The organism is Cupriavidus sp. FW306-01-F10A (genome assembly GCF_058782785.1).
In genome coordinates, this window is the sequence record NZ_JBYSYA010000043.1 from 1 (window position 1) to 26,381 (window position 26,381).

24 protein-coding genes are annotated in these 26,381 nt (G+C 68.3%); 8 read left to right on the forward strand and 16 right to left on the reverse strand.

Going from position 1 to position 26,381, the window contains the following annotated elements; genetic code table 11:
* Positions 1-88 precede the first annotated feature (88 nt).
* Complete coding sequence (locus tag AC3WLF_RS30790; RefSeq protein ID WP_492320826.1) at positions 89-988, reverse strand: alpha/beta fold hydrolase; 900 nt, start codon at positions 986-988, stop codon at positions 89-91.
* A 169-nt stretch (positions 989-1,157) separates the two neighbouring features.
* Between AC3WLF_RS30790 and AC3WLF_RS30795 the strand changes: the two genes are divergently transcribed.
* A complete protein-coding gene (locus tag AC3WLF_RS30795; protein WP_492359285.1) occupies positions 1,158-2,888 on the forward strand; it encodes an acetate--CoA ligase in 1,731 nt (576 codons plus the stop codon).
* Here the strand turns inward: AC3WLF_RS30795 and AC3WLF_RS30800 are convergent.
* Positions 2,885-3,772: a LysR family transcriptional regulator gene (locus AC3WLF_RS30800; RefSeq protein WP_492359286.1), complete on the reverse strand. Its 888-nt coding sequence runs from the start codon at positions 3,770-3,772 to the stop codon at positions 2,885-2,887. The genes AC3WLF_RS30795 and AC3WLF_RS30800 overlap by 4 nt on opposite strands.
* A gap of 113 nt (positions 3,773-3,885) precedes the next feature.
* On the opposite strand from AC3WLF_RS30800, the gene AC3WLF_RS30805 reads away from it, so the two are divergent.
* Together AC3WLF_RS30805 and AC3WLF_RS30810 are read left to right on the forward strand one after the other, a co-directional pair.
* Complete coding sequence (locus AC3WLF_RS30805) at positions 3,886-5,088, forward strand: serine hydrolase domain-containing protein (RefSeq protein ID WP_492320828.1); 1,203 nt, start codon at positions 3,886-3,888, stop codon at positions 5,086-5,088.
* A gap of 40 nt (positions 5,089-5,128) precedes the next feature.
* Positions 5,129-6,334 carry an MFS transporter gene (locus AC3WLF_RS30810; protein WP_492320829.1) on the forward strand — a complete coding sequence of 402 codons (1,206 nt, stop codon included), beginning with the start codon at positions 5,129-5,131 and terminating at the stop codon, positions 6,332-6,334.
* A gap of 17 nt (positions 6,335-6,351) precedes the next feature.
* Here AC3WLF_RS30810 and AC3WLF_RS30815 read toward each other — a convergent pair whose 3' ends face one another.
* Entirely contained in the window at positions 6,352-7,233 is an 882-nt protein-coding gene (locus AC3WLF_RS30815) for a ferritin-like domain-containing protein (protein ID WP_492359287.1), read from the reverse strand.
* Between the two features lie 137 nt (positions 7,234-7,370).
* On the opposite strand from AC3WLF_RS30815, the gene AC3WLF_RS30820 reads away from it, so the two are divergent.
* The 3 genes from AC3WLF_RS30820 to AC3WLF_RS30830 all read left to right on the forward strand — a co-directional run bounded on the left by AC3WLF_RS30820 (position 7,371) and on the right by AC3WLF_RS30830 (position 9,448).
* Positions 7,371-7,895, forward strand: a complete 525-nt coding sequence (locus tag AC3WLF_RS30820; protein ID WP_010808992.1) for a gamma carbonic anhydrase family protein — start codon at positions 7,371-7,373, stop codon at positions 7,893-7,895.
* Positions 7,896-7,934: 39 nt separating this feature from the next.
* Positions 7,935-8,936: an Hsp33 family molecular chaperone HslO gene (gene hslO / locus AC3WLF_RS30825; RefSeq protein WP_492320831.1), complete on the forward strand. Its 1,002-nt coding sequence runs from the start codon at positions 7,935-7,937 to the stop codon at positions 8,934-8,936.
* 104 nt (positions 8,937-9,040) lie between these two features.
* Positions 9,041-9,448 (forward strand): hypothetical protein, encoded by a 408-nt coding sequence (locus tag AC3WLF_RS30830; RefSeq protein ID WP_492359288.1) that lies wholly within the window; start codon positions 9,041-9,043, stop codon positions 9,446-9,448.
* 55 nt (positions 9,449-9,503) lie between these two features.
* Here AC3WLF_RS30830 and ftsB read toward each other — a convergent pair whose 3' ends face one another.
* From ftsB to edd, 12 genes are all read right to left on the reverse strand, one after another.
* The gene (ftsB, locus tag AC3WLF_RS30835; protein ID WP_010808995.1) at positions 9,504-9,845 is read right to left on the reverse strand and encodes a cell division protein FtsB; all 342 of its coding nucleotides are present in this window, start codon (positions 9,843-9,845) and stop codon (positions 9,504-9,506) included.
* 169 nt (positions 9,846-10,014) lie between these two features.
* Entirely contained in the window at positions 10,015-11,304 is a 1,290-nt protein-coding gene (gene eno, locus AC3WLF_RS30840; protein ID WP_492320833.1) for a phosphopyruvate hydratase, read from the reverse strand.
* Positions 11,305-11,392: 88 nt separating this feature from the next.
* Positions 11,393-11,686 carry a DUF1330 domain-containing protein gene (locus AC3WLF_RS30845; RefSeq protein WP_492320834.1) on the reverse strand — a complete coding sequence of 98 codons (294 nt, stop codon included), beginning with the start codon at positions 11,684-11,686 and terminating at the stop codon, positions 11,393-11,395.
* Between the two features lie 82 nt (positions 11,687-11,768).
* The gene (gene kdsA, locus AC3WLF_RS30850) at positions 11,769-12,638 is read right to left on the reverse strand and encodes a 3-deoxy-8-phosphooctulonate synthase (protein WP_492320835.1); all 870 of its coding nucleotides are present in this window, start codon (positions 12,636-12,638) and stop codon (positions 11,769-11,771) included.
* Between the two features lie 28 nt (positions 12,639-12,666).
* Complete coding sequence (gene pyrG, locus AC3WLF_RS30855) at positions 12,667-14,319, reverse strand: CTP synthase (protein ID WP_492320836.1); 1,653 nt, start codon at positions 14,317-14,319, stop codon at positions 12,667-12,669.
* A gap of 139 nt (positions 14,320-14,458) precedes the next feature.
* Positions 14,459-15,265: an alpha/beta fold hydrolase gene (locus AC3WLF_RS30860; protein ID WP_010809000.1), complete on the reverse strand. Its 807-nt coding sequence runs from the start codon at positions 15,263-15,265 to the stop codon at positions 14,459-14,461.
* Positions 15,266-15,287: 22 nt separating this feature from the next.
* Positions 15,288-16,109: a proteasome-type protease gene (locus tag AC3WLF_RS30865; RefSeq protein WP_492320837.1), complete on the reverse strand. Its 822-nt coding sequence runs from the start codon at positions 16,107-16,109 to the stop codon at positions 15,288-15,290.
* A gap of 115 nt (positions 16,110-16,224) precedes the next feature.
* The gene (locus AC3WLF_RS30870; RefSeq protein WP_492320838.1) at positions 16,225-17,064 is read right to left on the reverse strand and encodes a transglutaminase family protein; all 840 of its coding nucleotides are present in this window, start codon (positions 17,062-17,064) and stop codon (positions 16,225-16,227) included.
* Positions 17,065-17,111: 47 nt separating this feature from the next.
* Positions 17,112-18,065: an alpha-E domain-containing protein gene (locus AC3WLF_RS30875; protein ID WP_010809003.1), complete on the reverse strand. Its 954-nt coding sequence runs from the start codon at positions 18,063-18,065 to the stop codon at positions 17,112-17,114.
* A 67-nt stretch (positions 18,066-18,132) separates the two neighbouring features.
* Positions 18,133-19,608 (reverse strand): circularly permuted type 2 ATP-grasp protein, encoded by a 1,476-nt coding sequence (locus AC3WLF_RS30880; RefSeq protein ID WP_492320839.1) that lies wholly within the window; start codon positions 19,606-19,608, stop codon positions 18,133-18,135.
* Between the two features lie 334 nt (positions 19,609-19,942).
* Positions 19,943-20,449, reverse strand: a complete 507-nt coding sequence (locus AC3WLF_RS30885) for a gluconokinase (protein WP_492320900.1) — start codon at positions 20,447-20,449, stop codon at positions 19,943-19,945.
* Positions 20,450-20,598: 149 nt separating this feature from the next.
* Positions 20,599-22,494, reverse strand: coding sequence for a phosphogluconate dehydratase (gene edd, locus AC3WLF_RS30890; protein WP_492320840.1), 1,896 nt, complete (start codon positions 22,492-22,494; stop codon positions 20,599-20,601).
* On the opposite strand from edd, the gene AC3WLF_RS30895 reads away from it, so the two are divergent.
* Both AC3WLF_RS30895 and AC3WLF_RS30900 read left to right on the forward strand, forming a co-directional pair.
* Entirely contained in the window at positions 22,493-22,705 is a 213-nt protein-coding gene (locus tag AC3WLF_RS30895; RefSeq protein WP_492356915.1) for a hypothetical protein, read from the forward strand. The genes edd and AC3WLF_RS30895 overlap by 2 nt on opposite strands.
* A 44-nt stretch (positions 22,706-22,749) precedes the next feature.
* Positions 22,750-23,697 carry a MurR/RpiR family transcriptional regulator gene (locus tag AC3WLF_RS30900; RefSeq protein ID WP_492320842.1) on the forward strand — a complete coding sequence of 316 codons (948 nt, stop codon included), beginning with the start codon at positions 22,750-22,752 and terminating at the stop codon, positions 23,695-23,697.
* 12 nt (positions 23,698-23,709) lie between these two features.
* Here the strand turns inward: AC3WLF_RS30900 and AC3WLF_RS30905 are convergent, their stop codons facing one another.
* Entirely contained in the window at positions 23,710-26,124 is a 2,415-nt protein-coding gene (locus AC3WLF_RS30905; protein ID WP_492320843.1) for a DNA internalization-related competence protein ComEC/Rec2, read from the reverse strand.
* Between the last annotated feature and the right edge of the window lie 257 nt (positions 26,125-26,381).

Consider the following 26,381-nt stretch of genomic DNA (forward strand, 5'->3'; position numbering starts at 1 on the left):
AACTACACGGGCCGGTCTGGCCGTCTAAACGACGCTCAGACTTTACCGCACTGGTCTGGTTTGAACATACAAGCGGCGGCGCCAGCGCTCACACCGCGCTGCAGAACGATTCCACCAGCTCCGCCACCGCGGCGGGCTGGTCGTGATGCAGCATGTGGCCGGCGTCATCGACCATCGCTTCACGGAAGTCGCGGAAGGCGCGGAAGCGCTCCTTGAATTCGTCGATGGCCTGCTTGTGGGCGATATTGCGCAGCGTTTCAGAATCGCGCGCTTCCACATGCAGCACTGGCGCGCTGACCTGCTCCCAGATCGCCATCACCTCATCGAGCCGGTACAGCATCGGGTTGACCAGCTTGTGCGCCGGATCTCCCAGGATCTCCCAGCGGCCCTCCGCATTGCGTCGCGACCAGTGCGCGGCCAGGAAGGCGGCACGGTCGTCGGGCAGGCGCGGGTTGGTCTTCTGCAGCCGGGCAGCGACGCCGTCCACGCTGTCATACGTCTTCAGCGCCGAGCCGGTGCGCAGTTCGTCGAGCCAGCGCGCATAGCGCTTCGGTGCATGCACCGGCCGCGTCGCCGTCATGCCGAAGCCCTCCAGGTCTACCACGCGGCGCACGCGCTGCGGGCGGATGCCGGCATACAGGCAGATCACGTTGGCGCCCATGCTGTGGCCGACCAGGTCGACCTGGCCGTCGGGCTCGTAATGGTCGAGCAAGGCCTCGAGGTCGGCGATATAGTCCGCGAACCAGTACGACTGCGTGCCCGGGTAGCGCGTGGGCCAGTCGGTCTCGCCAAACCCGCGCCAGTCAGGCGCAATCACATGCCAGTCGCCGCGCAGGTGGTCGACCAGGAACTGGAACGACGCGGCCACATCCATCCAGCCATGCAGCATGAACAGCTTGCGCGCGCCGGGCTGGCCCCAGTGGCGCACGTGGTAGCGCAGCCCGCGCAACGTGATAAATTCAGACCGCGAGGTTTCCTTGATTGTCATTGTCTCCACCCTTGCGCGCGGGTCTTCCTGCCGCCGGGCGCGGCGCCACGGGGGCTGGCGAGGGAAGCCCACACAAAATAGAACGATCGTTCGCTTGTGCGCATTATAGCGGTCGCCGCCATCCCGGGGGCGCCGTGGCCGCGCGAGCCGGACCTACCGGAGACTTTGGATGGCCTTAGCTGCCTTGCCGGCAAGCCGGCGCGACGACTATCGCGCCCTGTATGAATCCTTCCGCTGGGAAATCCCCCCGCATTTCAATATCGCCGAGGCCTGCTGCGGGCGCTGGGCGCGCGACCCGGCCACGATGGACCGCATCGCGGTCTATACCGAGCACGAGGACGGCCGCCGCAACGCGCATACCTTTGCCCATATCCAGGCCGAAGCCAACCGGCTGTCGGCGGCGCTGCGCGCACTGGGCGTGGCACGCGGCGACCGCGTGGCGATCGTGATGCCGCAGCGGATCGAGACCGTGATCGCGCATATGGCGATCTACCAGCTCGGCGCCATCGCCATGCCGCTGTCGATGCTGTTCGGGCCCGAGGCGCTGGCCTACCGTATCGCACACAGCGAAGCCAACGTGGCGATTGCCGACGAGACTTCCATCGACAATGTGCTGGCCGCGCGCCCGGAATGCCCGACGCTGGCCACCGTGATTGCCGCCGGCGGCGCGCATGGCCGCGGCGACCACGACTGGGAAGTGCTGCTGGCCGCGCAGCTGCCGACTTTTGTCGCCGAGCAGACCAAGGCCGACGAGGCCGCGGTGCTGATCTACACCAGCGGCACCACCGGCCCGCCCAAGGGCGCGCTGATCCCGCACCGCGCGCTGATCGGCAACCTGACCGGCTTCGTCTGCTCGCAGAACTGGTATCCGCAGGACGACGACGTGTTCTGGAGCCCGGCCGACTGGGCCTGGACCGGCGGCCTGTGGGATGCGCTGATGCCGGCGCTGTATTTCGGCAAGCCCATCGTCGGCTACCAGGGCCGCTTCTCCGCCGAGCGCGCCTTCGAGCTGCTGGAGCGCTACGCCGTCACCAACACCTTCCTGTTCCCGACCGCGCTCAAGCAGATGATGAAGGCCTGCCCCGAGCCGCGGCAGCGCTACGACATCAGGCTGCGTGCGCTGATGAGCGCGGGCGAGGCCGTGGGCGAGACCGTGTTCGGCTGGTGCCGCGATGCGCTGGGCGTGATCGTCAACGAGATGTTCGGCCAGACCGAGATCAACTACATCGTCGGCAACTGCACCGCGCAGAACGACGACGAGCAGCTGGGCTGGCCGGCACGGCCGGGCTCGATGGGGCGTCCCTATCCGGGCCACCGCGTGCAGGTGATCGACGACGAAGGCCGGCCCTGCGCGCCGGGCGAGGACGGCGAGGTCGCGGTATGCGCCACCGACAGCGCCGGGCATCCGGACCCGGTGTTCTTCCTCGGCTACTGGAAGAACGAGGCCGCCACCGCGGGCAAGTACGCCGAGCGCGATGGCCTGCGCTGGTGCCGCACCGGCGACCTGGCGCGCGTCGATGCCGATGGCTACCTGTGGTACCAGGGGCGTGCCGACGATGTGTTCAAGTCCTCGGGCTACCGCATCGGGCCGAGCGAGATCGAGAACTGCCTGCTCAAGCATCCGGCGGTGTCCAACTGCGCCGTGGTGCCCTCGCCCGACCCCGAGCGCGGCGCCGTGGTCAAGGCCTTCGTGGTGCTGACGCCGTCGGTGGCGCGCTCGTTCGACGGCGACGCGGCGCTGGTCACGGAGCTCCAGGCGCATGTGCGCGGCCAGCTGGCGCCGTATGAATACCCGAAGGCGATCGAGTTCATCGACCAGCTGCCGATGACCACCACCGGCAAGATCCAGCGGCGCGTGCTGCGCTTGCTGGAGGAAGAGCGCGCGGGCAAGCGCGCCTAGGCAGGAAAGACCCGCTCGCAGAGGAAATCGACCAGCGCCCTCACCTTGGGCGAGGGATGCCTGCTCGCCGGCCAGAGCACGTGAAAGGCCTTGGCCGGCCCCACATGGCCAGCCAGTACCTGGCACAGGCTGCCATCGGCGAGCTGCTCGCGGATGGCGAAATCCGGCAGGCAGGCAATACCCAGGCCGCGCAGCGCAAAACACAGGCGCGTCTCGATGTTGTTGCAGATCATCGATGTCGGCAGCGCCAGCTCGGCCTCGCCCGGCGCGCGCCGCAGCGGCCAGGCCTCGAGCTTGCCGGTGTGGGGAAAGCGGTAATGCAGGCAGGCATGGCCGGCCAGGTCGGCAGGCAGCTTCGGCGTGCCACGCTGCGCGAGGTAGTCGGGCGATGCCACCAGCATCGCCTGGAACGCACCCAGCCTGCGCGCCGACAGGCGCGAGTCGGCGGGCTCGCCGGTGCGGACCACCGCATCGAAGCCCTCCTCGATGACATCGACCAGCTGGTCGGTGAAATCCAGGTCCAGCTCGATGTCCGGATACGCGCGCATGAAGTCGCCCAGCACGGGCAAGACCAGTGAACTGACCAGCGGCAGGCTCACCCGCAAGCGGCCGCGCGGCGCCGCGGTGGCTTCGGCCAGCTCCAGCTCCGCCGCTTCGATCTCGGCGAGCACGCGGCGGCTGCGCTCCAGGAACAGCGTGCCTTCGGCGGTCAGCGTCACGCTGCGCGTGCTGCGGTGGAACAGCCGTACGCCGAGCCTTTCTTCCAGCCGCGCCACGCTCTTGCCGACGGCGGAGGCCGACACCCCAAGCAAGCGCCCTGCTGCGACAAAACTGCGGGTCTCGGCCACCTGCACAAACACTGCGAAGCCACTGAGGCTGTCCATGATGCCCCCGATTGCGGACACAAAGTTCCGGAGAAAAAGGAACTGTAGCCCACTTTTTCTTTAATGGCCGGGTCCTTATCGTGAGCGGGTGGTTCATTGAACAAGGATTCGCTGTGTCCCTCCCCACGATTGCACCGCCCCCGGGCGTGTCCCCTGCATTCCCCGCGCCCCTGAGTGCGCGCATCGACGCCGTGGTCCGGCAGGCGCTGGAGCAACGGCGACTGGTCGGCGCCGTCGTGCTGGTCAGCCGTGACGGCGAACTGGTCCACCAGCAGGCGGCAGGCCTGGCCGACCGGGAAAGCGGACAGCCGATGCGCATGGATGCGGTCTTCCGGCTGGCTTCGGTAAGCAAGCCGATCGTCTCCGTGGCGGCACTGGTGCTGGTCGCACAAGGCCGTCTCGAGCTTGACCAGGGTATCGACCGCTGGCTGCCTGAATTCCACCCGCGCCTTGCCGATGGCCGACCGGCACGTATCACGGCGCGGCAGCTGCTCAGCCATACCGCGGGGCTGGGCTATCGCTTCTTCGAGTCCGATGAAGACGGACCCTATGCGCGCGCCGGCATCTCCGACGGCATGGACGACACCACCATCAGCCTGGCGGAAAACCTGCGGCGCATCGCCAGCGTGCCCTTGCTGTACGAACCGGGTACCGCGTGGGGCTACTCGCTCGCGACCGACGTGCTGGGCGCACTGATCGAGCGCGTCCATGGCACGCCGCTGGACATGGCCGTGAGCCAGCTGGTGACCGGCCCGCTGGGCATGGCCGACACCGGCTTCGTGGCACGCGATGCGCACCGCGTGCCGACCCCGTATGTGAATGACAGCCCGCACCCGCACCGCCTGCGCGAAGGCGAAACCGTGCCCGTGCTCGAAGGCACGGTTGGCATTCCCTACAGCCCCGCACGCATCTTCAATGCGCAGGCCTTCCCCTCCGGCGGGGCGGGCATGGCGGGCACGGCGCACGACTTCCTGCGCCTGCTGGAGAACTTGCGCCAGGGCGGCGGCGCGTTGCTGCCATCCGCCCTGGTCGAGGACATGGCGCGCAACCAGACTGGCGGCCTGGACCTGCCCGATGCGCCGGGAACCGGCTTCGGGCTGGGCTTCTCGGTGCTGCGCGATCCGCGCCGGGCGGGCTCCCCGGAAGCTGCCGGCACCTGGCGCTGGGGCGGCGCCTACGGCCACGCCTGGTTCGTCGACCGCAGCCAGGGGCTGAGCGTGGTGGCGTTCACCAACACGCTGTACGAGGGCATGTCCGGCCGCTTTGTCACCGACCTGCGCGACGCGGTCTACGGTGTCGCCCCCACAGCCGCGTAACCATCCAAGCAACACATCACCCCCTTATCCAGGCGCCAACATGACCACAGCCACCAACTCGCTTGCGAACAATGCACAGCCGGACGCGCAGCCTGCGCGGCTACCGCTTCCGGCACTGCTTGCGCTTGCCGTCGCAGGCTTCATCACCGTCCTGACCGAGGCCTTGCCGGCGGGGCTGCTGCCGCAGATCGGCGCGGGCCTTGCCATCTCCGAGCCGCTTGCCGGCCAGCTCGTCACCATCTACGCCTTCGGTTCACTGGTGGCCGCCATGCCGCTGACGGCGGCCACGCAAGGGCTGCGGCGACGGCCGCTGCTGCTGCTTGCGATCGCGGGCTTTGCCGTCGCCAACGCCGTGACGGCCTGGTCCGGCAACTATGTCCTGACCATGGCGGCGCGCTTCCTTGCGGGGGTCTCGGCCGGACTGCTGTGGGCGCTGCTGGCTGGCTATGCCGCGCGCATGGTTCCCGATCACCTCAAGGGTCGTGCCATTGCTGTCGCGATGGTTGGCATCCCCCTGGCCTTGTCGCTGGGCGTGCCATCCGGGACCTTCCTCGGTGCGCTCATGGGCTGGCGCGCGTGCTTCGGCATCATCAGCGTGCTGACGCTGGGACTGATTGCCTGGGTGCTGGCCAGCGTGCCGGATTTTGCCGGCCAGCCCGCCGGCCAGCGGCTGCCGATCGCGCGCGTGTTCACCGTGCCGGGCGTGCGTCCGGTGCTGTTCGTGACGCTCGCCTTCGTGCTGGCGCACAACATCCTCTACACCTATATCGCGCCGTTCCTGCGAGCCGGCAACGCCGGGGCACGGCTTGACCTGGTCCTGTTCGTGTTCGGGCTGGCCTCGCTCGCCGGCATCTGGATCACCGGCGTGCTGATCGACCGGTGGCTGCGGGCGCTGACGCTGGCCAGCACGCTGCTGTTCGGGCTTGCGGTGCTGGCGCTTGGGGCCGGAGGCGGGCACCCGGCCGTGGTCTATGCCGCGGCCGCGATCTGGGGCCTGGGCTTCGGCGGCGTTTCCACGCTATTCCAGACGGCGCTGGCGAAGACCGCCGGCAAATCCGCGGACGTGGCCCAGTCGATGCTGGTCACGGCCTGGAACATTGCCATCGCCGGCGGCGGCGTCATCGGCGGGATGCTGCTCGATGGCGTCGGCATCGGCGCATTCCCGCCCGTGCTGGCTGCCCTGCTCGCCGCAACCTGGCTGGTGGTCTGGTCGGCGCGCAGGCATGGCTTTCCCGCGCGCGGCTGAGGTGTGGGACGGCAAGCCTAACCGGCCGATGCCTCCAGCCAGGCCAGTTCGTCTTCATCGAAGCCCGCAGCGCGCCGCGCCTCGAGATTGAACGGCCCGCGCAGCTTCGGCGCGCGGTACTGCCCGGCCAGCTGCGCGTAGGTGGCAACGGGGTCCAGGCCGCGCCGCGCGCACAGCCAGCGGTACCAGTGGTTGCCGATGGCGACGTGGCCGACCTCGTCGCGCAGGATGATGTCGATGATGGCCGCGGCGGCGTGGTCGCCGGCGCCGGCGAGCCTGGCGCGCACCGGCGGCGAGGCATCGAGCCCGCGCGCCTCCAGCGTGCGCGGCACCAGCGCCATGCGCGCGAGCACGTCGCCGGCGGTCTTGTCGGTCATCTCCCACAGGCTGTCGTGGGCAGGGAAGTCGCCATAGGCCGCGCCCAGCGTGCCAAGGTGGTCGGCCAGCAGCGTGAAGTGGTACGCCTCTTCATCGGCCACGCGCAGCCAGTCGCGGTAGTAGCCGGGCGGCATGCCGGCGAAGCGCCAGGCCGCGTCCAGCGCCAGGTTGATGGCATTGAACTCGATATGGCACAGCGCATGGATCATCGCCGCGCGCCCGGCCGGGGTATGCAGCGAGCGGCGCCGCTCGACGTCCTGCGGCGCCACCAGCGGCGGCCGCGCGGGGCGGCCGGGGATGGCCTGGCCGGCACCGGCCTGGATCGCCTCGCCGGCGGCGAGCGCCTCGTCCGGCAATGTCGTCACATGGCGGTAAAGTGCCCGCGCCGCCACGGACTTTTCCCGGGGATCCGTCATGCACTGCACCGCCAGCGCCTGCTGGCGCGGCGAAAGTGACGGTTCAGGCGAGGCGGCGGCGGGTGTTTTTTCTGGCATGAGCGTAAAATCCGGGTCTGCCGCCATTGTAGGGCCTGGCCGGTGCCCGACTGCCGGGCAAGCCGCGCAGTCGCCGTGGCGCCGCGCGCCCGCCCCCCACCCTGGCCCTTTAAAGTCCGGCGGCAACCCCCACTTCAACAAAAGCCTTTCGTGCAGGAGACCTCATGGCGCTTTACCAGCTCGGCGACGTCAAGCCCAATATCGACAGCGATGCCTACGTGGCCCCCGAAGCCACCGTCATCGGCAACGTGACCCTCAAGTCCCGCGCCAGCGCCTGGCCCGGTGTCGTGATCCGCGGCGACAACGAACCGATCGTGGTGGGCGAGGACACCAACATCCAGGAAGGCTCGGTGCTGCATACCGACCCGGGCTGCCCGCTGACCCTGGGCGACAAGGTCTCGATCGGCCACCAGGCCATGCTGCATGGCTGCACCGTGGGCGAAGGCTCGCTCATCGGGATCCAGGCCGTGGTCCTGAACCGCGCCGTGATCGGCAAGGAATGCCTGGTCGGCGCCGGTGCCGTGGTGACCGAAGGCAAGGTCTTCCCGGACCGCTCTCTGATCCTGGGCGCGCCGGCCAAGGTGGTGCGCCAGCTGACCGACGCCGACGTCGCCAACCTGTACCGCAACGCCGAGACCTACGCCACCCGGCAGGCCATGTACAAGCAACAGCTCAAGCGGATCGGCTGACGACCGCGGCGGCACCTACCGAATCATCGACAGATTATTGTGACCGATACCACCACCCCCGACACCCTGCAGAAATTCCTGTTCGACGCGGCCCCCGTGCGCGGCGAGCTGGTGCGCATGGAAGCCACCTGGCAAGAAGTGCTGGGCCGCCACAGCTACCCCGCACCGGTGCGCCGGCTGCTGGGCGAGATGATGGCCGCCGCGGCGCTGCTGTCGGCCAACCTGAAGTTCAACGGGGCGCTGGTGATGCAGCTGCACGGCGACGGCCCGGTGCGCATGCTGGTGGTGGAATGCCTGTCCGACCTGTCGATGCGCGCCACCGCCAAGCTGGCCGAGGACGCGCACATCGCCGACGACGCCACGCTGGCGCAGATGGTCAACGCCCACGGCCACGGCCGCTTTGCCATCACGCTGGACCCGAAGGACAAGCTGCCGGGCCAGCAGGCGTACCAGGGCATTGTGCCGCTGGCCGACGCGCACGGCCCGCTGGCCTCGATCAGCGCCGTGCTGGAGCACTACATGCAGGCGTCCGAGCAGCTCGACACGCGCCTGTGGCTGGCGGCGGACGACCACGTCGCCGCCGGCATGCTGCTGCAGAAGCTGCCGGCCTACGGCGGCACCGCGGAAGTCGGCGAGACCGGCGCGCCGCTGGCCAGCCATGTCCGCGCGCAGGACCTGGACACCTGGGACCGCGCCGTGCAGCTGGGCGCCACGCTCAAGGCCGACGAACTGCTGGCCGAGACCCCCGACACCCTGCTGCGCCGCCTGTTCTGGGAAGACCTGCAGGCCGCCGGCCTGCGCGTGTTTGAGCCGCTGACGCCGCATTTCCATTGCTCCTGCTCGCGCCCCAAGGTGGCGGGCATGCTGCAGTCGCTGGGCCAGGAAGAGATCGAAGGCATCATCGCCGAGCGCGGCCAGGTGGAGATCCACTGCGACTTCTGCGGCCTGCGCTATGAGTTCGATCCGGTCGACTGCGCCCAGCTGTTCTCGGCCACCCATGTCGCCACCGGCGCCGGTGCCGGCGCGCAGCAGCACCACTGAGCGGCGGGCGCGGGGCGGCACGGCGGAAACAACCGCCTTGCCGTCCTGTCCAACGGCTGTACGATGGCAGCATCCAGCTGCCGCAAGCAAGCCTGAGTACAGCCATGTCCGCCCGAGCCACCCCCTCCCTGCCTGAATCCCCTGCCATCGTGCCGGCCGTGCTGCGCGCCATTGCCGCCTGCGCCGCGACCGGCGCACTGCTGCTGGCCACAGGCTGCGCTGAGCTGCCGCGCGACGCCAACGGCTCGCCGCCCACGGCGCGGCTGGCGCCCAACGCCATCCCGCCAGCGCCGCTGACGGCCGACGACAAGCAGAAGCTCGACACGCTGAACCAGGAGATTCTGCGCGAGCAGGCCGCCGCGATCGCGCTCGACCAGCAGGCCGCGGCCGCGCGCGCGGCTTATGGCTATCCGAACACCAGCTGGAACCTGTATTACGGGGGATGGGGTGGCGGCGTCAGCGTCGGCATGCCCGGCTGGGGCTGGGGCGGTTATCCGTACGGCTGGTGGTGACAGGCAGGCGGCGGGCTGGATCCAAGTCCACCGACAGCGAGAGGCAAGACGCCCCTTAGTGGCCGCCTCTTCCGGCGACCGAATTCGCCGGCGGCGGCAACGGCGGCGTGGCGCTGACCTTGGGCGCCGGCGCGACAAACTGCACGAAGACCTCGCCTTCCCTCACCATGCCCAGCTCATAGCGGGCACGTTCCTCGATCGCGCCGGTGCCGTCCTGCAGGTCGGCGACTTCGCCTTCCAGCTTGGCGTTGCGCAGCTTGAGCGTCTGGTTGCGGGTACCCTGCTCGGTCAGTTGCCGGTTCAGGTCCCATACGCGCAGCCATCCGCCCTTGCCCAGCCAGAGTGGGTACTGGATGGCAAGCAACAGCACGAACAACAGCAGCGAGATCAGGCGCATGAAAGATGGCGGACAGGAAATTCCGCACAATGATCTGCGAACTCAGCCTAGAAGGCAATTGCCAGGCAGATTTCGATACAAAAACGGCGGCGGCCAGGGAATCCCTGGCCGCCGCCATTCCATCCGCTTGCTGCCGCTCCCGCGCAAGCGGGAACGGCGGGGCAAGGTGTCAGCGCAGGTTGTAGAACGCGCCCTTGCCCGGGTAGCTGGCGATATCGCCCAGGTCTTCCTCGATGCGCAGCAGCTGGTTGTACTTGGCCATGCGGTCCGAGCGCGACAGCGAGCCGGTCTTGATCTGGCCGGCGTTGGTGCCCACGGCGATGTCGGCAATGGTGCTGTCTTCGGTTTCGCCCGAGCGGTGCGAGATCACGGCGGTGTAGCCGGCGCGCTTGGCCATCTCGATGGCAGCAAAGGTTTCGGTCAGCGTGCCGATCTGGTTGATCTTGATCAGGATCGAGTTGCCGATGCCCTTCTCGATGCCTTCCTTCAGGATCTTGGTGTTGGTGACGAACAGGTCGTCGCCCACCAGCTGCACGCGCTTGGCCAGCTTCTCGGTCAGCGTCTTCCAGCCGTCCCAGTCGCCTTCGGCCATGCCGTCCTCGATCGACACGATCGGGAACTTGTCGCACAGGTTGGCCAGGTAGTCGGCGAACTGGGTCGACGACAGCTTCAGGCCTTCGCCCTCCAGCTGGTACACGCCTTCGCCTTCGTGGTAGAACTCGCTGGCGGCGCAGTCCAGCGCCAGCAGCACGTCTTCACCGGCGCGGTAGCCGGCCTTCTCGATGGCCTGCACGATGGTGTTCAGGCATTCCTCGTTGGACGAGAAGTTCGGGGCGAAGCCGCCCTCGTCGCCCACCGCGGTGGACATGCCCTTGTCGGCCAGGATCTTCTTCAGCGCGTGGAAGATCTCGGCACCGCAACGCAGCGCTTCGCGGAAGCTGGTCTGCGACACCGGCATGACCATGAATTCCTGGATGTCCAGGCTGTTGTTGGCGTGCGCGCCGCCGTTGACGATGTTCATCATCGGCACCGGCAGCTGCATCGCGCCCGAACCGCCGAAGTAGCGGTACAGCGGCAGGCCGGCTTCTTCAGCGGCGGCCTTGGCCACGGCCATCGACACGGCCAGCATGGCGTTGGCGCCCAGGCGGCCCTTGTTCTCGGTGCCGTCGAGGTCGATCAGGGTGCGGTCCAGGAAGGCCTGCTCGGAGGCATCTAGGCCCATGATGGCTTCGGAGATTTCGGTGTTGATGTGCTCGACAGCCTTCAGCACGCCCTTGCCCAGGTAGCGGCTCTTGTCGCCGTCACGCAGCTCGATGGCTTCGCGCGAACCGGTCGACGCGCCCGACGGCACTGCCGCACGGCCCATCACGCCGGATTCCAGCAGCACGTCGCATTCGACGGTGGGGTTGCCGCGCGAGTCGAGAACCTCGCGACCGATGATATCTACGATTGCACTCATGAATTCCTCTCTGACTGTTGATTCTTGCTGCTGCTGATTACTTCAACCTGTGCCCGTGTCAGGCGCATGTCAAACTGCCCGACAACCCTCAGGCAGCGCCTTCCACCACGATCATGTTCATCTTTGCCGCGTGCTCGCGCGCCTTGCGGGCGGCGCGATAGGCTTCGCCGTCGTGGAACGACTTGGCGGCTTCATAGCTGGGGAATTTCAGCACCACGACGCGGGCCGGCGCCCACTCGCCTTCCAGCGGCTCGGTCTTGCCGCCGCGCACGAGTACCTCGGCGCCATGGATCTGCATGGCCTTGCTCGAGAGCACCTTGTATTCCTCGTACTGCTGGGGGTCGGTCACGTCGACGTAGGCGATGATAAAGCCCGCGGCCATGGAGAATCTCCCGATTTTTTGTATTGTCTTTCGATATGGTTTGTCACCACCGGCATTGCGGTGGTGACAAAACCGGGCCGGCTCAGGCGCAGGCCGGCCAGCCGAAGTTGTCTTCCAGGAAGCCGGCGCGCTTGACCAGCGTGTCCAGGTCCTTGAGCACGGCCAGCAGTTCCTTCATGCGCGACAGCGGCACCGCGTTGGGGCCATCGGACATGGCCTTGCTCGGGTCCGGGTGCGTTTCCATGAACAGGCCCGCGATGCCGGTGGCGACGGCGGCGCGCGACAGCACCGGCACGAACTCGCGCTGGCCGCCCGAGCTGGTGCCCTGGCCGCCCGGCAGCTGCACCGAGTGGGTGGCGTCGAACACCACCGGGGCACCGGTCTCGCGCATGATCGCCAGCGAGCGCATGTCGGACACAAGATTGTTGTAGCCGAACGAGACACCACGCTCGCAGGCCATGAAGACATCGTCAGGCAGACCGGCTTCGCGCGCGGCGTCGCGCGCCTTGTCGATCACGTTCTTCATGTCGTGCGGCGCCAGGAACTGGCCCTTCTTGATATTCACCGGCTTGCCGCTCTGGGCGCAGGCACGGATGAAATCGGTCTGGCGGCACAGGAAGGCCGGCGTCTGCAGCACGTCGACCACGGCGGCGACGGGCTTGATCTCGTCGATCTCGTGGATGTCGGTCAGCACCGGCACGCCGATCTCGCGCTTGACCGTCGCCAGGATCTCCAGGCCCTTCTCCATCCCCAGGCCGCGGAACGACTTGCCCGAAGACCGGTTGGCCTTGTCGAACGACGACTTGTAGATGAACGGGATGCCCAGTTCAGCGGTGATCGCCTTGAGCTCGCCGGCCGTATCCAGCGCCATCTGCTCCGACTCGATCACGCACGGACCCGCGATCAGGAAGAACGGCTGGTCGAGGCCGGCCTCGAATCCACAGAGTTTCATGACTGTCTCTCCTGCTTGCCGCCGGGGCTTACGCGCCCTTGCGCTGCTGGCTGGCCAGCGCGGCTTCGACGTAGGCCTTGAACAGCGGGTGGCCGTCGCGCGGCGTCGAGGTGAATTCCGGGTGGAACTGCACGCCGACGAACCAAGGGTGCATCGACTCGGGCAGCTCCATCATTTCCGGCAGGTTCTCGGTCGGCGTGCGCGCCGAGATCACCATGCCGGCCTTTTCCAGCGTCGGCACGTAGTGGTTGTTGACCTCGTAGCGGTGACGGTGGCGTTCGTTGACCTCGGCACCGTAGATCGTCGCGGCCTTGGTGCCTTCCTTGACCGGCACGCGCTGGGCGCCCAGGCGCATGGTGCCGCCCAGGTCGGAATCGGCCGAGCGCTGCTCGACCTTGCCTTCGCGGTCGACCCACTCGGTGATCAGCGCGACCACGGGGTGTTCGGTTTCCAGGTTGAACTCGGTCGAGTTGGCATCGGTCATGCCGGCCAGGTGGCGGGCAAACTCGATCACGGCCAGCTGCATGCCCAGGCAGATGCCCAGGTACGGGATCTTGTTCTCGCGGGCGTACTGGATCGCGCGGATCTTGCCTTCCGTGCCGCGCTTGCCGAAGCCGCCCGGCACCAGGATGGCGTCGAGGGGGGCCAGCACTTCGAGGTGGCCCGATTCCAGTTCCTCGGAATCGATGTACTCGATGTTGACGCGCGTGGCGGTGTGCATGCCGGCGTGGCGCAGCGCCTCGATCAGCGACTTGTACGACTCGGTCAGGTCGACGTACTTGCCGACCATGCCGATGGTGATCTCGTGCTCGGGATTTTCCTGGGCATTGACCAGCTTCTGCCACATCGACAGGTCGGCCGGCTTGGGATCCAGGCGCAGCTCCTCGCAGATCAGACGGTCCAGGCCCTGCTCGTTGAGCATCTGCGGGATCTTGTAGATGCTGTCCGCATCCCACACCGAAATCACGGCGTCTTGCGGGATATTGGCGAACAGCGAAATCTTGGCGCGCTCGTCGTCAGGGATCGGGCGGTCGGCGCGGCACAGCAGCGCGGTCGGCGAGATGCCGATTTCGCGCAGCTTCTGCACCGAGTGCTGGGTCGGCTTGGTCTTGAGCTCGCCGGCGCTGGCAATGAACGGCACCAGCGTCAGGTGCACGAAGGCGCAGTGGTTGCGGCCCATGCGCAGGCTCATCTGGCGCGCGGCTTCCAGGAACGGCAGCGATTCGATGTCACCCACGGTGCCGCCGATTTCGACCAGCGCCACGTCGGCCTTGCCGTCGTGCGACGCCGCGGCGCCCTTCTCGACGAAAGCCTGGATCTCGTTGGTGATATGCGGGATCACCTGCACGGTCTTGCCCAGGTATTCGCCGCGGCGCTCCTTGCGGATCACCGATTCGTAGATCTGGCCGGTGGTGAAGTTGTTCGACTTGCGCATCTTGGCCGAGACGAAACGCTCGTAGTGGCCGAGATCCAGGTCGGTTTCAGCACCGTCTTCCGTGACAAACACCTCGCCATGCTGGAAAGGGCTCATCGTGCCGGGATCGACGTTGATGTAGGGATCTAGCTTGAGGAGGGTGACTTTGAGGCCGCGCGACTCAAGAATGGCCGCGAGCGAGGCAGCAGCGATGCCCTTGCCGAGAGAAGAGACGACGCCACCGGTGACGAAGACGAATTTGGTCATAAACCGAGCTTGCCGGGGAAATCGGGATTATACATGAGAGCCCGATTCCCGCCGACCCGGAAATTGTGACAGCACCCCTCCTCGGCGGGGCTGCAACAGGCTTTCCCGGTGCGTTGCGGCGCATGCGCCGCACCCCGCCTCAGCGCCCCTCGCGGCGCATCGCGCCGATCAGGTCGCGCACCAGCTGCGCCGTCTCCTGCGGCCGCTCCATCGGGTACAGGTGGCCGCCCTCGATAAAGCGCAGGTTCGGGCCGACCAGCTTGCGGGTGGCACCCAGCCCGCACTGGCGCACCTCGCGCGAACGCGTGCCGGCGACAAAGCCGACCGGCACCGGAGCGCCGCGCGCCACCTTGCGCCCCAGGCTGGTCGGCAGCGTGCGGTAGATCCAGTATTCGACCTCGCGGTCAAAGCGCAGCCGCCGCTCGTTGTCCTTGCCGGTCGGCTCGGTGCCGTGGATGGCGTAGTCGCGCAGCACCTCCTGGTCCCACACCGCGAAGTTGGGCTTGGCGCGGAAGTGTTCCCAGACCGCCTCGGCGTCCGGCCAGTGGGTGCGCCGGTTTTTGGTCACCGCCGCCGGGCCGGGCTTTTCGTCCATGCCGAACATCTGGGCGGTCTTCAGCAGCGACGCGCGCCAGCCGGCAATGATCGGCGAATCCAGCATCACCACGCCGCGCACGCGCTCCGGGCGCCGCAGCGCCGCCATCAGCGACAGGAAGCCGCCCAGCGAATGGCCCACCAGCCACACCGGCTCGTGGTACTGGCGGTCGATCTCACCGAGCAGCTCCTCCACCAGGTGCGGCCAGCCGCGCGTCACCGGGAATTCAGGCTTGTGCCCGTAGCGGTCCACGGCGCGGAATTCGAAGTCGCCGTCCAGTTCGCCGAACAGCTTGCGGTAGGTGGTCACCGGAAAGCCGTTGGCATGGGAAAAATGAATGATCTCGCGCATCGCTTGTTTCCTCGCCCGGCCCTCAGTCCTGGGTACGCGACGGATTGCGCTTGGCGCGCACCGGCTGGCCCCAGCGGTCGGCCTCGCCGGGACGCGCCAGCGAGAATTCGGCGGGCGCGCCGGGATCCCACTCGGGATTGTGGATCTCGCCGAAGACCTGGCGCAGGCGCTGCCCCCAGGTGTCGCGGATCATGCGGAAGTAGGCGTTGCGCTCGTCGATGTTGACGAAGCGCGTCACGCACAGCGTATCGGCCTCATAGACCAGCAGGTCCAGCGGCAGGCCGACCGAGATATTCGACTTGAGCGTCGAATCCATTGAGATCAGCGCGCATTTGGCCGCCTCGGCCAGCGGCAGCGACGGGTGCACCACGCGGTCGACGATGGGCTTGCCGTACTTGGCCTCGCCGATCTGGAAGTAGCAGTTCTCGGGCGTGGCCTCGACAAAATTGCCGGCCGCGTAGATGTTGAACAGCCGCACGCGTTCACCGCGCACCTGGCCGCCGAAGATCAGGCTGACATTGAATTCGATGCCGGCATCGCGCAGCGCATGCGCATCGCGCTTGTGCACCTGGCGCACCGCCTCGCCGACGATGGAAGCGGCCTCGAACATGTCGCGCGCGGTCCACAGCGAGCGCTTCTCGTCATGGTTCTCGGCCAGGATCTGGCGCACCGACTGGCTGATCGCCAGGTTGCCGGCGGTCATCAGCACCATCACGCGGTCGCCGGGCTCTTCGAACACCGTCATCTTGCGCGACGTGGAGATGGCATCTACCCCCGCATTGGTGCGGGAATCGGACAGGAATACCAGGCCGGCATCCAGCCGCATGGCTACACAGTAAGTCATGGTCTTGTTTTGGTGTGCTTTGCGGCGGCCGGAAGTGGCCAGCCGATGGCCTGCATACCCCGGATTCTAGCGCCGGTATCGCGGCACAGCCCCCTGTCTGGAATCAGGCACCTAATCAGGTAAAAAGCGGCGTGATACTCACATTGACTTCAAGCGTCTCGCCGGAACCCCCTTCCAGGATGCCCCTGACTGGTGCAGCCGACGCATAATCGCGCCCCACCGCGAGGCGTATATGACGCTCGTCGGTCAGGCAGCCGTGGGTGATGTCGACGCTGCACCACACCTCGCGCGCCGGGTCCAGGCATACGTCGGCCCAGGCATGGCTGGCCATCTCGATCGCGGCCGGATCGTAGAAGTATCCGCTCACATAGCGTGCCGGGATACCGAGCGCCCGGCACGCCGCCACCATCACCTGCGCCTGGTCCTGGCACACGCCGCTGCCCAGGCTGAAGGCTTCGGCCGCCGAGGTGCCGACGTCGGTGGTGTTGGGCTTGTAGCGCACCCGCTCCGCAATTCCCTGGGCCAGCGCCAGCAGCGCCGGAATCTCGTGCCCGGCCGCCAGGAACGGTGCGGCAAACGCCTGCATCTCCGGCGGTGCCGAGGTCAGTGGCGTGCTGCCGAGGAAGTACAGCGGCGACACCCGGGATTCGCCGGGGGGCGGAGCGTCGCAGAACGCATGGTGGCCGTCCCGGTCGAGGTCGCCATGCGGCGGCAGCACTTCCACCTCGCCGCTGGCTTCGATCGAGATGGTGCCGGTCGGTCCGGCCACCGTGAAGTTGTGCACGATATTGCCGAAGCCGTCGCGCGCCGCCGACGGATTGCCAGGCGCAACCAGTTGCCAGCGGTGCACCGTCTGCAGCGGGCCCGAACGCGGCTCGAGCCGCACTTCGTGCACGCTGCGGCGCACCGGCTCGGCGTAGCGGTAAACAGTATGGTGGTGGATCTTGTATTTCACGGTATCAGGGCGCGGCGGCGGCACATGGAGCCTGCCGGCGGCCCATTTCAGGCAGCCAGCAGCGGCACGAGGAAGTCCCGGCTGATGCCATTGCCGAGATCGCCGATGCGCTCCAGGAAGCTGGTCAGGTACGCGTGCAGGCCGACCGCGAAAATATCGTCGATGCGCGCGTACTTCAGGTCGGCGTGGAGTTTACCAGCCTGGCGCTCGGTTTCCGCCGATTGCTGGTTGCGCACCGTATGCAGGATGGCCACCACCTCGTCCATGCTCGACACCAGCGAGCGCGGCATGTCGGGCCGCAGGATCAGCAGCTCGGCCACGCGCTGCGGCGTAATGACCGCGCGATAGACCTTGCGGTAGACCTCGAAGCCCGATACCGAGCGCAGCACCGCGGCCCAGTGATAGAAATCGTTCTGGTCGCGGTTGGCATCGCTCTCGTCGCTGCCCGATGCCTGGAACTTGACGTCGAGGATCCGCGCGGTGTTGTCGGCGCGCTCCAGGAATGTGCCCAGCCGCATGAAGTGGAAGGCATCGTCCTTGAGCATGGTGCCGAACTGGACCCCGCGCGCCAGGTGCGAGCGGAACTTGACCCATTCAAAGAACGCCGACGGGTCTTCCTTCAGCACGCCGTCGGCGATCAGGCGCTGCACCTCCAGCCAGGTGGTGTTGACGGTCTCCCAGACCTCGGTGGTCAGCGAGCCGCGCACCGCGCGCGCGTTCTCGCGCGCCGCGCGCAGGCAGCTCATGATGGACGAGGCGTTGGTCATGTCGCGCACCATGAAGTCGATCACATCGTCGCGCGACAGCAGTCCGTACTTGTGGTCGAAGACGTCGGTCAGCTCGGAGATATCGAGCATGGCCCACCAGCCCTGCTCGGCCACCTCGGCCGATTGCGGCAGGAGCGAGGTCTGGTAGTTGACGTCGAGCATGCGCGCAGTGTTCTCCGCGCGCTCGGTGTAGCGGGCCATCCAGAACAGGTGGTCGGCGGTGCGGCTCAGCATGTGGGCTCTCCTGGCGTGGCGGCGGTCGCCATGGCGGTCGTTGCGGCGGTCATCACGTGGTTCGCGTTCATCGTTCCAGCACCCAGGTGTCCTTGGTGCCGCCCCCTTGCGAGGAATTCACCACCAGCGAGCCTTCGCGCAGCGCCACGCGGGTCAGCCCGCCTGGCACCATGCGCACCTCCTTGCCCGACAGCACGAACGGGCGCAGGTCGATATGGCGCGGCGCGATGCCCGACTCCACATAGGTCGGGCAGGTCGACAGCGCCAGCGTCGGCTGCGCGATGTACTGCTCCGGGCGCGCCTTCACCACTTCGCGGAAGGCATCGATCTCGGCCCGCGTGGCGGCCGGGCCGACCAGCATGCCGTAGCCGCCGGCGCCGTGGGTCTCCTTGACCACCAGTTCTTCCATATGGTCCAGCACGTACTGCAGGTCGTCCGGGCGCCGGCACATATAGGTCGGCACGTTGCTGAGGATGGCCTCTTCGCCCAGGTAGAAGCGGATCATGTCGGGCACGTACGGATAGATCGACTTGTCGTCGGCCACGCCCGTGCCGATGGCGTTGCAGATGGTCACGTTGCCGGCGCGGTAGACCGACAGCAGGCCGGCCGCGCCCAGCGAGGAGTCGTGGCGGAACACCAGCGGGTCGAGGAAGTCGTCGTCGACGCGGCGGTAGATCACGTCGACGCGCTGCGGGCCCTGCGTGGTGCGCATGAACAGGTGGTCGTCCTCGACGAAGAGATCGCTGCCTTCGACCAGTTCCACGCCCATCTGCTGCGCCAGGAAGGCATGCTCGAAGTAGGCCGAGTTGTACATGCCCGGCGTCAGCACCACCACGGTGGGATCGGCAATGGCCTGCGGCGACACCCCGCGCAGCATGTCGAGCAACAGGTCAGGATAGTGGGCCACCGGCGCCACGCGGTTGCGCGCGAACAGGTCCGGGAACAACCGCATCATCATCTTGCGGTTTTCCAGCATGTACGACACCCCCGAGGGCACGCGCAGGTTGTCTTCCAGCACGTAGAACTCGCCCTCGCCGGCGCGCACCACATCGATGCCGGCCACGTGCGCATAGATGTCGTGCGGCACGTTGACGCCTAGCATCTCGGGCCGGTACTGGGCGTTGTTGTAGATCTGGTCGGGCGGGATCACGCCGGCGCGGATGATGTCCTGGCCGTGGTAGATATCGTGGACAAAGCGGTTGAGCGCGGCCACGCGCTGGCGCAGCCCTTTTTCCAGCAGCGCCCATTCGCTGGCCGGGAAGATGCGCGGGATCACGTCGAACGGAATGGTGCGTTCGGTGCCGCTGTTGGCTTCATCCTTGTCGCCGTAGACGGCAAAGGTAATGCCCACGCGCCGGAAGATCAGGTCGGCCTCGGCGCGCTTGTTGCCCATCGTGCCTTCAGACTGCCGCGCCAGCCAGTCAGCGAAATGCCGGTAATGCGCGCGCACCGCGCCTTCAGGCAATGCCTGCCCCGCCTGGATAACCCATTGCGCCCTGTCCGTGCGCCAGTCCAGCATCTCGTCGAAATACCGCCCCGCCATGATGGCCGTTCCTCCATGTCGCGGGCTTCCGGTGCTACCGCTTCACTGCGACTTCGGGGTCGCTACCGGCTGCCCTGGTTTTGCCCTGGCTTTCCTGTCCCCAGCCCGCCGCGCCTGCCCGTTCGGGACGCTCACGGCGATACTGTCGAGTCACTGGCCCTTTCAGCATACCCGTACCGGCGAAACCCGCAAGCTGGCGGGTGCCGGCCGGCACGGAAAGTGAACTAGCAAGATGTCTGCCAGCGCACGCAAAAACGGCCGCCAGCCAGGCTGGCGGCCGCTTGCGGGCTGCACGGGCACGGGGCCGGCCGGAACGGTCGGCGAGGTCAGCAGGTCAGCGCGCCGCGGCGGCGCCCTGCGGCACCGTGGCCTGCAGGATGGTGGCGACCAGCGCCTCGGGCGACTGGCGGATGTCGAGCACCAGCGCGTCGCTGGGCTCTTCCAGCGTATCGAACTGGCTTTGCAGCAGGTCGGGGTTGAAGAAGTGTTCCGTGCGCGCGGACAGGCGCGTGCCGATCAGCGATGCATCGCCCTTCATGAAGACGAAGGTCACGCCGCCGTCGGGCGGGGTCAGCCGGTCGCGGTAGGCCTGGCGCAGTGCCGAGCAGGTGAACACATGGGTGCGGCCTTCGGCCCGGGCCGCGTCGATGGCTGCGCGCATGGCCGCCAGCCACGGCCAGCGGTCTTCGTCGGTCAGCGGGACGCCGGCGTGCATCTTGGCCTTGTTGGCGTCGCTGTGGAATGCATCGGCGTCATGGAAGCCGCAGCCCAGTCGCTGCGCCAGCAACTGGCCGACCGTGGTCTTGCCGCTGCCGGAAACGCCCATCAGGATATAGATCATGTCTGCTCCGTCGGTCTTGGTATCGGATGGTGTCGCCATCCTTGTCTGTCCTTGTCGGTCCAGCTGGACGTCCTTGCGGCGGCGCAAAGACGCCCGGGGGCGCTGCCGCCCCGCAGGGAACTTCAGGGGAAAATCGGCCTCAGGCCTGGCTATTGTGCGACGGTTTGCGCCGCTGCGGTACGTTGGCGCCCGCCTGCGCCGGCCCCGGCATCCGCCTCGGACAGGTCAAGTGCGCTGCCGCCCTCTTCCGCGATGCGCGCGTGGCGCCGGAACAGGCCGAACAGGCCGCGCCCCAGGCTGAATTGCGCGAAATCGTCGTCCGGCGCCGCGGCCAGCTCGCGCGCCGCGAATTCGCCTTCGTCGCCCAGCCACTGCAGCGTGCCGGCAACGGCATCGACACGGATGCGGTCGCCGTCGCGCACGCGCGCGAGCGCGCCGCCGGCCAGCGCCTCGGGGCCGACGTGGATCACCGCCGGCACCTTGCCCGACGCGCCGGACATGCGGCCGTCGGTCACCAGCGCCACCTTGTGGCCGGCGTCCTGCAGCGCGCCCAGCACCGGGGTCAGGCGGTGCAGCTCGGGCATGCCGTTGGCATTCGGCCCCTGGAAACGCACGACCGCGACCAGGTCGCCGGTCAGCTCGCCCGCATCGAAGGCCGCCTGCAGCGCCTCTTGCGCATCGAACACCCGCACCGGGGCTTCGACCACGCGGTGCTCCGGCGCCACCGCCGAGACCTTGATCACGCCGCGGCCCAGGTTGCCCTGCATCAGCCGCAGCCCGCCCTCGGCCGAGAAAGGCTCCGCGGCCGTCGCCAGCACCTGTGCGTCGCCGCTGTGCGCCGCGCCGTCGCGCCAGCGCAGCACGCCGTCGGTCATCACCGGTTCCTGCGCATAGCGGGCCAGCCCGGGGCCGGCCACGGTCTGCACGTCCTCGTGCAGCAGGCCGGCCTGCAGCAGTTCGCGGATGACGAAACCGGCGCCGCCCGCGGCATGGAAGTGGTTCACATCGGCCGAGCCATTCGGGTAGACGCGCGCCAGCAGCGGCGTGATGCGCGACAGCAGGTCGAAATCGTTCCAGTCGATGACGATGCCCGCGGCGCGCGCCATCGCCACCAGGTGGATGGTGTGGTTGGTGGAGCCGCCGGTCGCCAGCAGGCCGACCATGGCGTTGGCAATGGCGCGTTCGTCAACAATGCGCGCCAGCGGCAGGTATTCGTCGCCGCGCGCGCGCAGGGCGATCGCGCGTTGCGCGGCCGCCGCGGTCAGCGCATCGCGCAGGCCGCTGTCCGGGTGCACGAAGGCCGCGCCCGGCAGGTGCAGGCCCATGATTTCCATCAGGAACTGGTTGCTGTTGGCGGTGCCGTAGAAGGTGCAGGTGCCGGCGCCGTGGTAGGCCTGGCATTCGGCTTCGAGCAGCGCGTCGCGCCCGACCTGGCCGGTGGCGTAGAGCTGGCGCACGCGCGCCTTCTCCTTGTTGGGCAGCCCGCTGGCCATCGGGCCCGCCGGCACGAACACCATCGGCAGGTGGCCGAACTGCAGCGCGCCCATCAGCAGGCCGGGCACGATCTTGTCGCACACGCCCAGCATCAGCGCCGCATCAAAGGTGTTGTGCGACAGCGCCACCGCGGTGCCCATCGCAATCGCATCGCGCGAGAACAGCGACAGCTCCATGCCCGGGTTGCCCTGCGTGATGCCGTCGCACATCGCCGGCACGCCGCCCGCCACCTGCGCCACCGCGCCCACCGCGCGCGCGGCCTCGCGGATCACGGCGGGGTAGCGCTCGTACGGCTGGTGCGCCGACAGCATGTCGTTGTACGCGGTGACGATGCCCAGGTTGGGAGCATGGTCGACGCGCAGCTTCAGCTTGTCGTTGGCCGGCAGTGCGGCAAAGCCGTGCGCCAGGTTGGCGCAGGACATGCCGCGCAGCGGCCCCAGTTCAGCCTGGGCGCGCTCGCAGCGGGCAAGGTAGGCGGCGCGGCTGGCGCGGCTGCGCGCAACGATACGCTCGGTGACGGCAAGAAGCTCGGCATGGACGGCAGAAGGCATGGCGGAGACGTTCCTTGTGGGCTTGGTGGCGGCGCGGCAATACCGCGCCATCGATTGTAGATTTTCTACAGATCACCGCCATTATACCGAGCGCGAGCACCCCGTCGACCCGCTCATGCATCACAATTGCGCAGAAATTCCCGAAATCATGGCAAACCCCGAGGGCGGACGATGCACCATTTCGGGCAAGATGCGGCGCCATCCGATGTAGAATCTCTACATATCCGCAACCCCAGACACTGCCTCCCTGCCGCCATGCGCGACCGAATCCTAGCCGTCTACGACACGCTCCGCCCTTCTGAACGCCGCCTGGCCGACTATGTCGCCCGGCATGGCGCCGCCGTGATCCGGCTGTCGATGCCCGAGCTGGCCGAGCGCGCCGGCGTGTCGCAGCCCACCATCGCGCGCTTCTGCGCGGCGCTGGGCTACGACGGCTTCCGCGAATTCAAGCTGCAGTTCGCGCAGAACGTCGGCGGCGGCACACCCTTCGTGCACCAGGATGTCGCGGCCGACGACCGCCCCGCGGACATCGCCGGCAAGGTCTTCGACCGCACCATTGCCACGCTGATGAGCGTGCGCAACGCGCTGTCGGCCGACCAGATCGAGCATGGCATCCAGCTGCTCGCCGGCGCGCGCCGTATCGAGTTCTACGGCTGCGGCAACTCCGGCATCGTCGCGCTGGACATCCAGCACAAGTTCTTCCGCCTGGGCATGCCGACGGTTGCGTATTCCGACCCGCACGTATTCAGCATGTCGGCCGCGCTGCTCGCCCGTGGCGACGTGGCCGTGCTGGTCTCCAACAGCGGCCGCACCTGGGACATGCTGACCGCTGCCACGCTTGCGCGCAGCAGCGGCGCCAGCGTGCTCGCGATCACCCATAGCGGCTCGCCGCTGGCGCGGCTGGCCGACGTCTGCGTGTTCTCCGACGTCGAGGAAGACAGCGAGGTCTACACGCCGATGACCTCGCGCATCAGCCACCTGGTGCTGGGCGACGTCCTGGCCGCAGGCGTGGCGCTGGCGCGCGCCGACACCGTCGCGCCGCGCCTGCAGCGCGCCAAGGCGCATCTGCGCGAACGGCGCATCGCCGGTGCCGAGCCGGCCCGGCCAGTACCGCCGGCACGAAACCGCGCCAGGCCCGTCGTGGCCGAGCCAGCCCCGCCCGCGCCGCCCGCCACCCGCACGCGCCGCCGCAAGGCCAGCTGACTCGATAGTGTTCTAACGCGGCGCCGGCGGTCGCGCCCGCCAGTAGCGCGGCTGCGCCTGCCGGAACATCGACAAGGCAAAGCCCCCGGGCGCAGTGTCCATGGTCACCGCGCCGGTTTCATCGGTCCGGTAGCGCAGGACGCCCGCGCGGCCGTAGCGCTCCCACACCTCGCCGCTCGGGTGGCGATAGCGGTTGGCATAACCCAGCTGGAACACCGCCGCCGACGGGCGCACCGCCTCCAGCCAGGCTGCGCCGGACGAGGTGCCGCTGCCATGGTGGGCCACCACCAGCACGTCGGCACGCAGCGCCTCGGCCGGCAACCTGTCGATCAACGCAAGCTCCTGCGCCACGCCGATATCGCCGGTCAGGAGCAGGCTGTGCGCCGCCGCATCCACGCGCAGCACGCAGCTGCGCGCATTGCTGGCAATGGCGGCCTGCTGCGCCTGCTCCGCGAGCGGATGCAGCACGGTAAAGCGCACGCCGTCCCACTCCCATTGCTGGCCCGCCGCGCATGGCGGCCAGTCATTGGCCGCCGACCCAAGCAGGACGTGACCGGCAGGCGCGCCGGTGCTGCGCGCGGCCACCGCCACCGCCGCCGCGACGTCCGCCACGCCGCCGGCATGATCGGTGTCTTCATGGCTGACCATCAGGTGGTCGAGCCGGCCGATCCCCTCGCCCCGCAGCAATGGCACCACCACCTGCGCACCGGCGCTGGATCCCGACCCATAGGCCGGCCCGGCGTCATACAGCAGCGCATGCGCGCGCGTCCGCACCAGCACCGCCGTGCCCTGCCCCACGTCCAGCATCACGGCGCGGAACTCGCCGTGCGCAACCGGTGGGCCGCGCGCCAGCAGCATCGGCAGCATCAGCAGCCCGCCATGCAGGCGCACGCGCGCGGAAGCGACCGGCGCGACCAGCAACCCGACCCCGAGCGCGGCCAGCACCAGCGCCAGGGGCCCCGCGCTGGCCGCTTCCCACATCGCCCATGGCAGCGCGGAAAGCCAGCCCAGCACCGCGGCCAGCGCCACCATGGCCTGGTGGGCCACCGCCAGCACCGGCCCGGCCAGCGCCATCGGCAAGGCCGCGCCGAGCAGTGCCAGCGGCGTCACCAGCAAGCTGACGAGCGGGATCGCCACCGCATTGGCCAACGGCGACACCACCGATACCTGGCCGAACAGCAGCAACGTCAGCGGCACCAGCCCGATGGTCACGGCCCACTGCGTGCGCACCGCGGCGGCGAGCGCGGACCGCAGGCGTTGCCAGTGCCCTTGCGCCGAAGCATCGCGGCCGACGCGGGCCGCGAAGAAGATCACCGCCACCGCGCCGAAGGACAGCCAGAAGCCGGGCAACATCACCGCCCACGGATCCAGCAGCAATGCCACCAGCGCCGCCCAGGCCAGCACCACCGAGGCGGGCGGCGCACGCGCACCCCACACCGCAATGGCCGCCACGCAGAGCATGGCCACGGTGCGCAGCGCCGGGATCTGCATGCCGGCCAGCAGGCCGTAAGCCAGCGCACTGGCCACGGCCGCCACCAGCGCGGCCTGCCGGGCCGGCAGCCGCAGCGGTAACGGCCGGCGCAGCCAGCGGCCGAGTCCGAACGAATGGCGCCACAGCAGCCGGGCAAGCGACGCCGCCATGCCGGCGATCATGGTGATATGCAGCCCGGAGATCGCGACCAGATGGCTGACGCCGGTGCGCCGGAACAGTTGCCAGTCGTCCGCATCGATGCCGCGCTGGTCGCCGATGACCAGCGCGATCAGCACCGCGCCGAAGCGCGCATCGGCCGGCAGCGCCGCGCGCAGGTGAGCGCGCACGGCGGCGCGCCAGGCTTCTATCTGCCACGCCAGCCGCTCTCGTGATGCATCCTGGGACGAGCCCCGTGCACTGCGCACATAGCCGGTGGCGCCGTAGTCTTGCGCCAGCAGCCAGTAGGCATAGTCGAAGCCGAAAGGATTGGCCAGTCCGCGCGGACGCCGCAGGCGCAGGGTCAGCGCGAGGCGCTGCCCGGGACGCAGGTCCTGCGGCGCACCGCGCCAGTTGAGGATCACGCGGCGAGGCAGAGGCTGGCCCGCTTCACCCTGCTCAACAGTGAAAGCAAAACGCGTCCCGGTGGCGGCATCCGCCGGCAGCCCCGACACCACGCCGCGCACGTCGAGATCGCGTGCCTCCAGCGCAGCCGGCAGCCAGTCGCGCATGCGCAGTTCGGCCCGCCAGGCCGCCCAGCAGAAGGCGGCGCCGAACGCCAGCCCGGCAAGCGCCAGGCCATGCAGCACGACATGCAGGCGCCTGCCCCACAAGGCAATGCCGAGAGCCACCAATGCCAGCGCCACAGCACCGAGGTGCAGGCCATCCTGCGGCGGCAATGTTGACTGCTGCTGCAGCGTCCAGCATCCCGCGACGAAAGCCACCACGAACCAGCGCACCACAACTCTCCTGCGTGTTTTGCACAGAGAGGGTTGTACCGCCGCAGTGGGGCTGGAACCTTGTCAGGCTGTCAGGAGGAAGTGAAGTTATGTGACTGGCATCTGTGGATGCATGCCAGGGATTGGGAGGTAATGAGGTACTGCCAGCACCGGCCCCCTCCCCCGGCCCCTCTCCCGCTCGCGGTGTACAGACCGGGGACATGGGTAACAGGTGTTCGGAGACATAGGTGACACGTGACCTGCGCGCATCATGATGC